This window comes from Acinetobacter sp. YH12200, assembly GCF_013418175.1.
GTDB classification, from domain to species: domain Bacteria; phylum Pseudomonadota; class Gammaproteobacteria; order Pseudomonadales; family Moraxellaceae; genus Acinetobacter; species Acinetobacter pseudolwoffii.
Genome location: NZ_VPCO01000004.1, coordinates 69,705 through 83,362, shown reverse-complemented (window position 1 = coordinate 83,362; position 13,658 = coordinate 69,705). Strand labels below are relative to the sequence as shown.

At 45.2% G+C, this 13,658-nt stretch carries 12 protein-coding genes; 6 read left to right on the top strand and 6 right to left on the bottom strand.

Translation table 11 applies throughout. The features are described from left to right. The first annotated feature begins 172 nt into the window (after positions 1–172). From rpsG to rimI, 5 genes are all read left to right on the top strand, one after another. Positions 173–643: a 30S ribosomal protein S7 gene (rpsG, locus tag FTU90_RS03590; protein WP_004279240.1), complete on the top strand. Its 471-nt coding sequence runs from the start codon at positions 173–175 to the stop codon at positions 641–643. A 128-nt stretch (positions 644–771) separates the two neighbouring features. Then, on the top strand, positions 772–2,907 hold the full coding sequence (gene fusA / locus FTU90_RS03585; RefSeq protein WP_005096016.1) for an elongation factor G: 2,136 nt from the start codon (positions 772–774) through the stop codon (positions 2,905–2,907). Positions 2,908–2,999: 92 nt separating this feature from the next. Next, positions 3,000–4,190 (top strand): elongation factor Tu, encoded by a 1,191-nt coding sequence (gene tuf / locus FTU90_RS03580; RefSeq protein ID WP_005095265.1) that lies wholly within the window; start codon positions 3,000–3,002, stop codon positions 4,188–4,190. 196 nt (positions 4,191–4,386) lie between these two features. Continuing rightward, entirely contained in the window at positions 4,387–5,271 is an 885-nt protein-coding gene (locus tag FTU90_RS03575) for a metal-dependent hydrolase (protein ID WP_005096018.1), read from the top strand. A gap of 102 nt (positions 5,272–5,373) precedes the next feature. Then, the gene (rimI, locus tag FTU90_RS03570; RefSeq protein ID WP_005096020.1) at positions 5,374–5,832 is read left to right on the top strand and encodes a ribosomal protein S18-alanine N-acetyltransferase; all 459 of its coding nucleotides are present in this window, start codon (positions 5,374–5,376) and stop codon (positions 5,830–5,832) included. Between the two features lie 12 nt (positions 5,833–5,844). Here rimI and FTU90_RS03565 read toward each other — a convergent pair whose 3' ends face one another. From FTU90_RS03565 to trxB, 3 genes are all read right to left on the bottom strand, one after another. After that, a complete protein-coding gene (locus FTU90_RS03565) occupies positions 5,845–6,660 on the bottom strand; it encodes an arginyltransferase (protein WP_005096022.1) in 816 nt (271 codons plus the stop codon). A 21-nt stretch (positions 6,661–6,681) separates the two neighbouring features. Then, positions 6,682–7,413, bottom strand: a complete 732-nt coding sequence (gene aat / locus FTU90_RS03560) for a leucyl/phenylalanyl-tRNA--protein transferase (protein ID WP_005172344.1) — start codon at positions 7,411–7,413, stop codon at positions 6,682–6,684. 92 nt (positions 7,414–7,505) lie between these two features. Then, positions 7,506–8,468 carry a thioredoxin-disulfide reductase gene (gene trxB, locus FTU90_RS03555; protein WP_005172342.1) on the bottom strand — a complete coding sequence of 321 codons (963 nt, stop codon included), beginning with the start codon at positions 8,466–8,468 and terminating at the stop codon, positions 7,506–7,508. A 250-nt stretch (positions 8,469–8,718) separates the two neighbouring features. On the opposite strand from trxB, the gene FTU90_RS03550 reads away from it, so the two are divergent. Beyond that, positions 8,719–11,772: a DNA translocase FtsK gene (locus FTU90_RS03550; RefSeq protein WP_159138474.1), complete on the top strand. Its 3,054-nt coding sequence runs from the start codon at positions 8,719–8,721 to the stop codon at positions 11,770–11,772. A gap of 64 nt (positions 11,773–11,836) precedes the next feature. On the opposite strand, the gene FTU90_RS03545 is transcribed toward FTU90_RS03550, so the two are convergent. From FTU90_RS03545 to minD, 3 genes are all read right to left on the bottom strand, one after another. Next, positions 11,837–12,124, bottom strand: coding sequence for a PA4642 family protein (locus FTU90_RS03545; RefSeq protein WP_005096030.1), 288 nt, complete (start codon positions 12,122–12,124; stop codon positions 11,837–11,839). 443 nt (positions 12,125–12,567) lie between these two features. Further along, positions 12,568–12,840, bottom strand: a complete 273-nt coding sequence (gene minE, locus FTU90_RS03540; RefSeq protein WP_005096032.1) for a cell division topological specificity factor MinE — start codon at positions 12,838–12,840, stop codon at positions 12,568–12,570. 2 nt (positions 12,841–12,842) lie between these two features. Then, positions 12,843–13,655 carry a septum site-determining protein MinD gene (gene minD, locus FTU90_RS03535; protein WP_005096033.1) on the bottom strand — a complete coding sequence of 271 codons (813 nt, stop codon included), beginning with the start codon at positions 13,653–13,655 and terminating at the stop codon, positions 12,843–12,845. Positions 13,656–13,658 lie beyond the last annotated feature (3 nt).

Below are 13,658 nucleotides of genomic sequence, written 5' to 3'. Positions count from 1 at the left end.
GAGAATTAAATTTTAAGAACGTAGAACCGCAATCCTTTATCGTCTCGCTTGTCTGATTTCTGCATTTAATTTTGTGAAATTCAAGCGACGTGTAGTAAGGCCAGCGAATGCACATGACACTTTGTGCTCATGCTGGATAAACCTGAAGTGTCATCTTTATAGGTAGTTTAAAATGCCAAGACGTCGCGTAGTCGCTGCTCGTGAAATCCTTCCGGATCCTAAGTTCAGCAGCCAAACAATCGCTAAATTCATGAACCACGTAATGCAAGATGGTAAAAAATCTATTGCTGAAAGTATCGTTTACGGTGCTTTAGACCGCGTTCAAGAAAAATCTAAAGTAGACCCAGTTGAATTTTTCGAGACTACTCTTGAAAAAGTTCGTCCTATGGTCGAAGTAAAAGCACGCCGTGTTGGTGGTGCTACATACCAAGTACCTATGGAAGTACGCCCATCCCGTCGTACTGCCCTAGCTATGCGTTGGTTAGTAGATGCTGCTGCTAAGCGTTCTGAAAAAACTATGGCTTTACGTCTTGCTGGCGAGTTGCTTGATGCATCTGAAGGCAAAGGCGCTGCGGTTAAGAAACGTGAAGATGTGCACCGTATGGCTGAAGCCAACAAAGCATTCTCTCACTACCGTTTCTAAGCAGATAAAACAGGCCCTATTCAGGAAAGTGCTAAAACCGTCATGGTTTTGTCACCAAAGCGCTTTAAGTTGCTATGCAGCTTAAAGCGTCCTGTTTTAAACAACAAAATTTAGGAATGCTAGAAATCATGGCACGTCAAACCCCAATTTCTCGTTACCGTAACATTGGTATTTCTGCGCACATTGACGCAGGTAAGACAACCACTTCTGAACGTATTTTGTTCTACACAGGTGAGAGCCATAAACTTGGTGAAACTCACGAAGGTTCGGCAACTACGGACTGGATGGAACAAGAGCAAGAACGCGGTATTACCATTACCTCAGCAGCTGTAACATGCTTCTGGAAAGGTATGGCGAACCAGTTCGAACAACACCGTATTAACGTAATTGACACCCCGGGACACGTTGACTTCACGATTGAAGTTGAGCGTTCTATGCGTGTTCTTGACGGTGCGTGCATGGTTTACTGTGCTGTAGGTGGTGTTCAGCCTCAGTCAGAAACGGTATGGCGTCAAGCAAATAAATATAAAGTTCCACGTATTGCGTTTGTTAACAAAATGGACCGTACTGGCGCGAACTTCTTCCGTGCTGTTGAACAAGTTAAAACACGTCTTGGCGGTAATCCAGTGCCAATCGTTGTTCCAATCGGCGCAGAAGAAAACTTCCAGGGTGTTGTTGACCTAATCGAAATGAAAGCAATCATTTGGGATGAAGCATCTCAAGGTATGCAATTCGAATATGGCGACATCCCTGCTGACTTAGTTGCTACTGCTGAAGAATGGCGTACTAACATGGTTGAAGCTGCTGCGGAAGCATCAGAAGAACTCATGGACAAGTACCTAGAAGGCGAAGAGCTAACTAAAGAAGAAATCGTTGCTGGTATCCGTAAGCGTACATTGGCAAACGAAATTCAACCAATGCTTTGTGGTTCGGCATTCAAAAACAAAGGTGTTCAACGTATGTTGGATGCTGTAATTGAATTCTTGCCAGCACCGACTGACGTTGAAGCGATCAAGGGTATCCTTGACGACAAAGACGAATCTGAAGGTTCTCGTGAAGCGTCTGACGAAGCTCCGTTCTCTGCACTTGCATTCAAAATTATGAATGACAAATTCGTAGGTAACTTGACTTTCGTTCGTGTTTACTCAGGTGTTCTTAAAGCGGGTAGCCCGTGTTATAACCCAGTAAAAATGAAGCGTGAGCGTGTTGGCCGTATCGTACAGATGCATGCGAATGACCGTAAAGATATCGAAGAAATTCGTGCGGGCGACATCGCGGCATGTGTAGGTCTTAAAGACACAACGACTGGTGATACATTATGTGATGAAAACCACGTAATTACACTAGAGCGTATGGAATTCCCTGAGCCAGTAATTGCACTTGCAGTTGAGCCTAAAACTAAAGCTGACCAAGAAAAAATGTCAGTTGCTTTAGGTCGTTTGGCGAAAGAAGATCCATCATTCCGCGTACGTACTGATGAAGAATCAGGTCAAACCATTATTGCTGGTATGGGTGAACTTCACCTTGACATCATTGTTGACCGTATGAAGCGTGAATTCGGTGTTGAAGCCAACATTGGTAAACCAATGGTTTCTTACCGTGAAACGATCAAAAAGTCAGTTGAACAAGAAGGTAAATTCGTACGTCAAACTGGTGGTAAAGGTAAGTTCGGTCACGTATACGTACGTCTAGAACCGCTTGCTGAAGACGCTGGTAAAGACTACGAATTCGTTGAAGAAGTTGTAGGTGGTGTAGTACCTAAAGAATTCTTCGGCGCGGTTGACAAGGGTATCCAAGAACGTATGAAGAATGGTGTACTTGCTGGTTATCCAGTAGTGGGCATCAAAGCGACATTGTTCGACGGTTCTTACCATGATGTCGATTCTGACGAATTATCGTTCAAAATGGCGGGTTCTTATGCCTTCCGTGATGGTTTCATGAAAGCAGATCCAATCTTGCTTGAACCAATCATGAAAGTTGAAGTAGAAACTCCAGAAGACTACATGGGCGATATCATGGGTGACTTAAACCGTCGTCGTGGTATGGTTCAGGGTATGGACGATTTACCTGGTGGTACTAAAGCCATTCGTGCTGAAGTTCCATTGGCTGAGATGTTTGGTTACGCAACTCATATGCGTTCTATGTCTCAAGGTCGTGCGACTTACTCTATGGAATTTGCTAAATATGCTGAAACTCCACGTAACGTGGCTGAAGGCATCATTTCTAAGTTCCAGTCTGGCGGTAAAAAAGGTGACGACGAGTAATCTTTCGATTACTATAAGCCCAAACTAATTCATAGTTAAACCCAAGTGCTCATGCAGTGATCCTGCATGAGTAGTTTAAAAAGGAAGATCTCATGGCTAAGGCTAAGTTTGAACGTAATAAGCCACACGTTAACGTGGGCACAATTGGTCACGTCGACCATGGTAAAACAACTTTAACAGCTGCGATTGCAACTGTATGTGCGAAAAAATTCGGTGGCGAAGCGCGTGATTACGCTGCAATCGACTCTGCACCAGAAGAAAAAGCACGTGGTATTACAATTAATACTTCACACGTAGAATACGATTCTCCAACTCGTCACTACGCTCACGTAGACTGCCCGGGCCACGCCGATTATGTTAAAAACATGATTACTGGTGCTGCTCAGATGGACGGCGCGATCCTTGTATGTGCTGCGACTGATGGTCCTATGCCACAGACTCGTGAACACATCCTGCTTTCTCGTCAGGTAGGTGTACCTTACATCGTTGTATTCTTGAACAAATGCGACCTTGTAGATGACGAAGAGCTTCTTGAACTGGTTGAAATGGAAGTTCGTGAACTTCTTTCTACTTATGACTTCCCGGGCGATGACACTCCAGTGATCCGCGGTTCTGCACTTGCTGCACTTAACGGTGAAGCTGGTCAGTATGGCGAAGACGCTGTTGTTGCACTGGTTGAAGCACTTGACTCTTACATTCCAGAGCCAGAACGTGCTATCGACCTTCCATTCCTTATGCCAATTGAAGACGTATTCTCAATCTCTGGTCGTGGTACAGTAGTAACTGGCCGTGTAGAGACTGGTATTGTTAAAGTAGGCGAATCAGTTGAAATCGTTGGTATCCGTGATACTCAAGTAACTACAGTTACTGGTGTTGAAATGTTCCGTAAATTGCTTGACGAAGGTCGTGCAGGCGAGAACTGTGGTGTTCTTCTACGTGGTACTAAGCGTGAAGACGTACAACGTGGTCAAGTATTGACTAAACCAGGTGCGATCAAGCCACACACTAAATTCGATGCGGAAGTATACGTACTTTCTAAAGAAGAAGGTGGTCGTCACACTCCATTCCTTAACGGTTACCGTCCACAGTTCTACTTCCGTACTACGGACGTAACTGGTGCGATCGCGCTTAAAGAAGGCGTGGAAATGGTTATGCCTGGTGACAACGTTGAGATGTCAGTAGAGCTAATCCACCCAATCGCAATGGACCCAGGTCTACGTTTTGCGATCCGTGAAGGTGGTCGTACAGTGGGTGCTGGTGTAGTTGCTAAAGTAACTGCATAATCGCTGATTGTGTAAAAAAAGCGCCTCTTTGAGGCGTTTTTTTTGTCTGGATTTTTGTCAGACAATCACTCATGAGTGTCCTTAACTGATAGTGCGATGACCTAAACTGCACTTATTTATACGATAAAAATCAATAAAACTAGGCTCAATAAAACGAATAATAGATTCAGGCAGCTGTGCTTGAAAGGAGCCTACAATGAACGTAAAAGTAAAAATTTCAGAGCGTGCTGGTGCAAGCTTTCCTGTTCGTCGTATGAATTTTGATTTTGATCATGTCCCGGAATACTGGATGCATGGATCAGCCGGTTTAACGCATTTTATGACCGCCTTATCTGCACTGTTTCCGGCAGGTGAAAAGTTCTTTATCGATAGCGTTCGGGCCGTGCGTCAGCATCCAGCGATCAAAGATAATGCAGAATTGCAAAAAGAAATTTCTGCCTTTATTGGTCAAGAAGCTATGCACACGCATGAACATGTCGGTTTTAATGCCTCCGCACAGCGCTATGGACATGATGTCGAGACACTGGATCATTATACCGATCAGGTGATTCAGACCACGCGTAAAGTCATGGCCAAACTGCTGAAGCCAGTTGGTATTAGCCAAGAAATGGTGGATTTGACTGCAACCACAGCACTGGAACATTTTACCGCGACCATCGCAACGCAGCTGTTAAGTAACGCTCATATCCAGGAACTGATGACTGATAAAACCATGAAAAATATGTGGATGTGGCATGCGATTGAAGAAAATGAACATAAAGCGGTGGCCTATGATGTGTTTGAAGCTGTCTTTGGTAACGGTTTAAAAGCCTATGCGCTACGGACCTCATCTTTGGTCATTTCGATGGCAACCTTAGCTGTTGTACAAAGCTATTTTCTGGCACGTTTACTCAAGCAGGACAATCAATTGAATTTGGAATCGCTGAAATCGATATATACCTACGCGTATAGCCCATCAAAAGGGGTAATTACGGGCATGGGTCGTGAAATGTTAATGTACTTTAAACCTGGCTTTCATCCAAATGCTCATGATACACATGGCCTGTTAACAGTCTGGAAAGCCAAACTCGGACTTGAATAGGACTGAAAATTAAAGAGCGATTGAAATTGCTCTTTTTTTTACTCGATTTTTTGGATGAAGTTTCTATAATGCGGAAGTTAATTCTATATAAGATGAACGAAGATGATTCGTTTAATGCAAGCAGCGGATGTAGCAGCCGTTGCAAAGATTGAAAAATCTGTTCAATCACATCCCTGGACTTTAAAACAGTTTGAAGATGCGGTGACTGCTTATCAAAGTACCGTGATCGAGCAGCAAGGGCAGGTGCTGGGATTTTGTATTTTACAACCGGTGCTGGATGAAGCCAATTTACTGCTTATGGCAATTGATCCGGCCCAGCAAGGTCAGGGCTTGGGTTATCAATTATTGGATGCCTCAGTCGCCATGCTGAAAAATAATCCGGTGCAGATTTTCCTGGAAGTGCGCGAAACTAATATTGCTGCCATCAAGCTTTATGAGAAGTCAGGCTTTCATCAGATTGATTTACGCAAAAATTATTATCCGGGTTCAAACGGAACACGCGAACATGCCATCATTATGGTCAAGGCATGTACGGATGACTTTGCTAGCCTGTTCAAATAGAAACTGACGACCTTATTTAATAATCTGGTGATTCCATCCGCTGGGTAAGGTCGTCATCAATGAGTTTCCCAGGTGCTGAATCTCCAGCTCACTCAGCGCACGGTTTAAACGTCGCCATTGACCATCAATCAAGAGTTCTAGCGGCAGATACTGAGATTTATAATTCATCTTGTTGGAATGTGGCACCCAATAACCGAGGTAGATGAATTGCAAGCCAAGTTTTTGCGCATGTTCAATCTGTTTCAAGATTGCAAATGCACCGAGAGAGCGGCGATTTTCATCCGGATCGAAGAAGGTATATACAGCCGAGATGCCATCATCCAGCAAGTCGCAGGTGGAAACACTGATCAAGCGATCATCCAGCCATAATTCTAAAAAGAAGCTGTCCGTACAACTTTGCAATAAAAACTTTTCGAACTGATCGCGACTCGGAGGGAACATGTCACCATCTGCGTGGCGTTCATTGATATAGCGTTCATACAGCGCATAATGCGTATCACCGGCCTGCTCTGGACTGGTAATTTTCACCCGAAGATCCTGATTGCGTTTCCAGGCTTTTTTTTGTGAACTGTTCATGGAAAATTCAGCCACTGGCACGCGTGAAGATAAGCATTGACGACACAGATGACATTCCGGACGATAAACAAAATCGCCACTGCGGCGGAAACCGGTGCGCGACAGTTCTGACAGGGTCAGCACATCAATGCGATGCGCAGGATCCAGAAAAACCATACGTGCCGACTTGTTGGGCAAGTAGCTGCAATCGTGCGGCGGCGTAATATAATACTGTAAATCGTTCAGTAGGGACTTTGGCTGATAAGAGTTCATAACAAGTACCCTCTGTTATTTTCATTCACTGAGTCGCGCGTTTTGCGCTATTGTTTTACTTGAAAATACACCCTCTTGATACTTTTTCCAATCGATAGCAGGCTGTTTTACAACATCTTGTAACGAATTAAGATAGTCTTGGCGAGAAAGTGTACAGGCGCCGAGGCTTAAAAGATGGTCATTGACCAACTGGCAGTCAATCCAGGGCAGCTTATTTTCCTGTCCAATCAGCATTAAAGTATAAAAAGCCATTTTAGAAACATCGGTCTGTGTACTAAACATGGACTCACCAAAACAACCCTGTCCAATCGTCACACCATAAAGCCCACCTACAATGCGATTTTCATCCCAGATCTCAATACTATAGCCATATCCGGCATCGAACATGTCGCAGTATCCTGCGATAATATCTTCACTGATCCAGGTATCTTCTGCATAAGCACGCGGCAATGAGCAGGAACGAATCACCCTTTCAAAAGCATGATTGACCGTGATTTGATAATCCCATTTTTTCATATTGCGGATCAGGGATTTACTTGGATGATAATCATGGGGCCGAATAATGCAGCGCGGTTCCGGACTCCACCAGCAAATAGGTTCTCCCTCAGAAAACCAGGGAAATAAGCCATGGGTATAGGCTTCAAAAAGTGTGGAAGGGGAGAGGTCAGCACCAATACAAATCAGTCCTTCGCCTTCAGGGTCAACCTGCATCGGGTCAGGGAAGATAAATTGTGAGGGAGGAAGTAGATGCATGGCAAACCTGAAATAAAACTATAGATGAATCATAAGCTAATTCTAGCAATAAAAAAGCCGCCCATAATGGACGGCATTTTTATTCTTGCTGCTTAGTCTAGTTTGCCCATCGCATCAAGATATTTTTCTGCATCGAGTGCAGCCATACAGCCTGAACCCGCAGAAGTAATGGCCTGACGGTAAATGCTGTCAGCAATATCGCCCGCAGCAAATACGCCCGGTACCGAAGTTTGGGTTGCATTACCCGCAGTACCACTTTGCACCTGAATATAACCGTCGCGCAGCTGCAACTGACCGTCAAACATTGAACTGTTTGGCTTATGGCCAATGGCAACAAACATACCCGTTACATCGACGTTTTGAGTAGAGTCATCCTGGGTCGACTTGATACGTACCGAGGTCACACCAGATTGTGCATCCCCTAAAACTTCATCCACCTGATGGTTCCAGATAATGCTGATCTTGCCTTCTTTTTCTTTAGCAAATAAATGATCTTGCAAGATTTTTTCAGAACGTAATGAATCACGGCGATGAACCAGAGTCACATGCGAAGCGATATTGGATAAGTATAAGGCTTCTTCAACAGCGGTGTTACCACCACCCACAACCATGACTTTCTGGTTTTTGTAGAAGAAACCATCACAAGTGGCGCAAGCGCTGACGCCTTGACCCATAAAGGCAGCTTCAGATTCAAGACCTAAATATTGAGCTGTTGCACCGGTACAGATGATTAAAGCATCACAGGTAAATTCGTCCATATCGCCTTTCAATACGAAAGGGCGCTGGTTTAGATCTACTTCATTGATATGGTCATACACGATTTCAGTGCCAAAGCGCTCTGCATGCGCCTGCATACGCTCCATCAATGCTGGACCGGTTAAGCCTTCAGGATCACCGGGCCAGTTATCCACGTCCGTGGTCGTGGTCAATTGGCCGCCCAGTTGCAAACCGGCAATGAGGGTTGGTTTTAGGTTTGCACGCGCTGCATAGACTGCTGCGCTGTAGCCTGCGGGGCCAGAACCTAAAATAATCAGTCGTGAGTGACGTGCGCTCATCAGCTGTATCCTTTTTTATTTAGAAATTTATTGAATTATACGTGAAACTGTATAACAGTGGGGTGAGATTAAAGTCGATATTATTGATCATTGAAATCGATTTGGGCTATATATAATAAGTACACAGTGTGCTTGCACAATAGTGCATCTTTTTTCACAGAACAGGTGCATAATATGCCTTTTATTGCGTCGCTTTTTTCAAGCATTGAAGCAAAAGAATATTCATGAAGAATTGGTTACAGGACAGTATATGACAGCGGTGTCGAGTGCCTATGCACAGCGCTTAGTAATGACATTATTTTTAGTCTCATTTGGGATTTATCTGTTTCTTGCAACAGTGACCTATACGCCATTTGATCCGGGATGGATGCATATCTCTAGTGATACGCAGACCGTTTCGAATGCCAGTGGGGTTGCGGGTGCCTGGATTGCAGACCTTTTGTTTGGCTTTCTCGGTTGGGCAAGCCTGCTGATTCCTGTCTATCTGTTTATGGAAGCGGTTCAGGTCTGGTGGCCACGTAGCTTCCTGAACCGGCCATTCCGCTATGCTGCGCAATTCTTCCTGTTATTGACCACGTCAGCACTGCTGTTTTTATTCTGGCAAGTGCCTGCCGATACGCTGGATAACTCTTCCGGCGGTATTATTGGCTATGAATTAGGCCAGAGTTTAGAACAGTTGCTGACGGTATATGGTGCTGCATTCTTCCTGTTGGTATTTTGGGTGATGTTATTTACACTGGCCTTTGGGGTGAAGTGGAACAAGACCTGGAGCAGTCTCAAAGCAACACCGGCTTATTTACAGGATCTGTTCTATCGCAATATCCCTGAAGGTATGTCCGATTTTGACCGGACTGCGCCTGTGATTAAAAAAGAGCCAGTGAATGCTGCGAAGAAAATGGTCGCAGTAACCCCTGCACCTGAGCATGAACTGGTAGACATCGATCCGGTAGTGCGTGATCAGGTTGCTGAACGCTTATTTGATGATTTTGCTGATAAAGAATCGCAGCAGCCACAGTTACATGACGATATTCCTGAGGCTGTACAGCAGGCTTCTGAGCCAGTCGAGACATTGAAGCAAGCACCGCAAGTGCCGCAACAGCCAGACCGCGTCGTGGCAACAGGCGAAGTATGGCGTGCCTTACATTCCAGTGAAGATCAGCGCCATAAACAGGATATTGATGCATTACTTAAAGCTGCCGAAGAAGAGCAGCATAGTGCTCCAGCCTCACACTTGGCGGTTTCTCAAGCTGCGCCGTCTCAACATGTTCAAGCCAGAACAGCGCCTGCTACGCATACTGGGCTGGACTGGGATGATGATGAAATCTTTGATGAACTTCTGGCTGCCGTTCCACAAGGAAAAACGGCGACAGATGTGCATAGTCCATTTAATGCTGCGCCTGCTGCAAAACCCCAGAGCTTTGCCGAAGAAGTTACAAGCGCGGCGCCGGTTCTGGCATCTGTCGCAACAGCACATGTAGTCAAAAATAGTGCATTGCAAGCCGATCTGGATGACCTGGGTGATTTGCTGATTGAAGAGGATGAGCCAAAACAAACTATACGTGCCTCTAGCTATGCGCAATCTTCTGCTTTTGTACAGGCCCCGATTCAGCATCAAGTTATAGCACAACCGGTATCTGATTCTTCTGCAACTCATGCCGCAGTACGCGAGGCTTTATCTAAAGAAGAATTTGTAGAAGCCTGGCAAGAAACGGCTGGAAAACCACAAGATGAAGACGAGTTTGATTTTGATGCACCTTTAACTGATGCTTCAGGCCGTCCGATGTCACGTGCGATGCAGGTGGCTGAGCGCCGTAAAGATTTATCGCCTCTTCCGGGTCTGGACCTGCTGGATGAAGTCGATCCGAATAAAAAAGTGAATTTCACTGAAGAACAATTGTCGCGTTTATCTGAACTGCTTGAAATCAAGCTGCAGGAATTCAATGTCAAAGCCAAGGTGGTTGAAGCACAGCCGGGCCCAGTGGTGACACGTTTTGAACTGGATCTGGCGCCGGGTGTGAAGGCCTCTAAAGTCACTAATATTTCCCGAGATTTGGCACGCTCGATGTCGATGGCATCGGTACGTGTGGTTGAAGTGATTCCCGGTAAACCGTATATCGGGATTGAAGTGCCAAATAGCAGCCGTGAAATGGTACGTTTGATCGAGCTTCTGACCATTCCAGCCTTCACTGATCCGAACAGCATTCTTTCGATGGCAATGGGTAAGGATATTTCCGGTAATCCGGTAATTGCTGACTTGGGCAAGGCACCGCATATGCTGGTGGCGGGTACCACGGGTTCAGGTAAGTCGGTGGCAGTCAACTCGATGATTCTATCGATGTTGCTCAAATACAGCCCTGAACAGTTGCGTTTGATTCTGATCGATCCAAAGCAGCTGGAACTGGCCAACTATAATGATATTCCACATTTATTGACGCCAGTCGTCACCGATATGAAAGATGCAGTCAACGCATTAAATTGGTGTGTCAATGAAATGGAACGTCGCTATAAACTGATGTCTTTCCTGAAAATTCGTAAACTCAGTGACTATAACCGCAAGGTCGAAGAAGCGATTGCCAATGGTGAAGACCTGATCGATCCAACCTGGAAGGCCAGCGATTCAGTGGTGGGTGAGCGTGCACCGCGTTTAACGCCGTTGCCTTCGATTGTGATTGTCGCGGATGAATTTGCTGACATGATCATGCAGGTCGGTAAAAAAGCTGAAGAAATGATTACGCGTCTGGCACAAAAATCCCGTGCGGCCGGTATTCACTTGCTGCTTGCCACTCAGCGTCCATCGGTGGATGTGATCACCGGTTTAATCAAAGCCAATATTCCGACCCGTGTAGCACTGCGTGTCAACTCAAAAATTGATTCACGTACTATTCTGGATGCAGGCGGTGCAGAAGACTTGCTCGGTCATGGTGATATGCTCTTCCTGGGGCCTGGTAAAATTGAGCCTGAGCGTGTGCATGGTGCCTTTATTGCCGATGATGAAGTGAACCGGATTTGTGATGCATGGCGTGAACGTGGTGCGCCCAATTATGTCGATGAAATCCTGACGCCGTATGATGAGGAACCATCAAATCGCGGTTTTGAAGAGGGTGGAGAGGGTGGCCCAGATCGAGATGCACTGTATGATCAGTGCGTAGCATTTGTACTCGAAACCCGTAAGGCTTCAACGTCTTCGCTACAGCGTAAATTTAGTCTGGGGTATAACCGTGCTGCGCGGATCATTGACCAGATGGAAGAGAATGGTATTGTCAGTGGCATGGGGGCCAATGGTAAACGCGAGATTCTAGTTTAAGTTTCTTTATACTGAACCATAAAAAAGCCTGCAATTGCAGGCTTTTTTAATACGGTAGCTAAAATCAGGCAAACTTTGCCAATACCGCCAAGAACTCGGCACTTTGACGCGGGAAGGTGGCAATCACGTCATGAATGCGTTGCCCTTCAGGATTGGTTGCATTGACATCACGGCCATCAGCGACAAATTTCGTCAACAGGCGTTCATAATCAAATGGACGCATATGCTTGAAAGCATGATAAAGCACGTGAAAGTCAGCATTTACACCTGCAGGAGGAAGCTGATTCAGGTAGGCAAATACACGTTCATCTGACCATTCTTCGTTAAAGGTCGCTGGTTGAGATAATGCCATCGCAATTTCCTTGATCTAATGTAGTTTTTTCGGCATGAAAAAAGGCAAAATTTGTATGAGCAAGAGACAGTGTCTTTTGAGCTGACTCTGTCTACTAGAAACATTGTTTCTAGTCTTGGGATTGAGTAAATCCTTAAAAGCCGTGCTTTAATTTACTGATCCAGTCCACTCAAAGCTTAGCTTCTCGTCTTGCGGCCGGGTAAAGCAGTATTTACGACCAGCCCACTCGAAGCATAGCTTCTCGTCTTGCGGCCGGGTAAAGCAGTATTTACGACCAGCCCACTCGAAGCTTAGCTTCTCGTCTTGCGGCTGGGTAAAGCAGTATTTACGACCAGCCCACTCGAAGCCTAGCTTCTCGTCTTGCGGCCGGGTAAAGCCGTGCTTTACTAATCCGGCCTCATATTTTGCCTTGAATCAATTTGCTTGACCAATCAAAAATCAGATTATCGTTCTTCAGGTAAATTGATATTCATCTCAAGCATTTCAATATTGGCTTCAGAACGTACCGACATTTGAATATGCTGCTCATCGACACCACGTACATAGCGATTGACCACTTGCATGATTTCTGTCTTCATCTGATCAATTTTGTCCTGGCTCAAGCGACGACCCAAGCCTTGTTCGGAAGCAACGATAACCTTCAAACGGTCTTTAGCAGTCCGTGCGCTTGATGGTTTATCCTCGCCACTAAAAAGTTTACTCCAGAATCCTGCCATGTCTACGCTCCAAATAGTCGTGCTAACCAGCCCTTAGGTTTTACCTCGATATGACGGTAAGGACGTTCTTCGCCAAGGAAACGTGCTACGAGGTCATCATAAGCCTGACCTGCTGCAGCCTCAGTAAAAAGAATCACCGGCTTACCTTCGTTCGATGCCTGTAAAACACTTGGACACTCAGGAATAACGCCCAAGGTCGGTACACGTAAAATATCTTTAGAAATATCGTCAATCGTCAGCATTTCCTGTTTATCGGCACGTTCCGGGTTGAAACGGGTAATACACAGATGCTTACGAATGCGACCTTCGTTTTGTTCTACTTTTTTAGTTTTACTGTCAAGCATGCCAATAATACGGTCAGAGTCACGTACTGATGAAATCTCAGGATTGGTGACAATGATGGCTTCATCAGCATGGTACATGGCCAAAATAGCACCACGTTCAATACCGGCAGGTGAATCACAGATAATGTAATCAAATTCCTGCGAAAGTTCATCCATTACACGAGCAACACCTTCATCTGTTAAGGCATCTTTATCACGTGTTTGTGATGCAGGTAAAATATATAAATTTTCAATATCTTTATCGCGAATCAGTGCTTGCTGTAATCGTGCTTCGTTATTTAAAACATTCACAAAATCATAAACTACACGGCGTTCACAGCCCATAATCAAATCAAGGTTACGTAAACCTACATCGAAATCGATCACAACAGTTTTGTGACCGCGTAGGGCTAAACCTGTTGCAAAAGATGCACTTGTTGTAGTTTTACCTACACCACCTTTGCCTGACGTTACGACAACAATTTTCGCCACCGA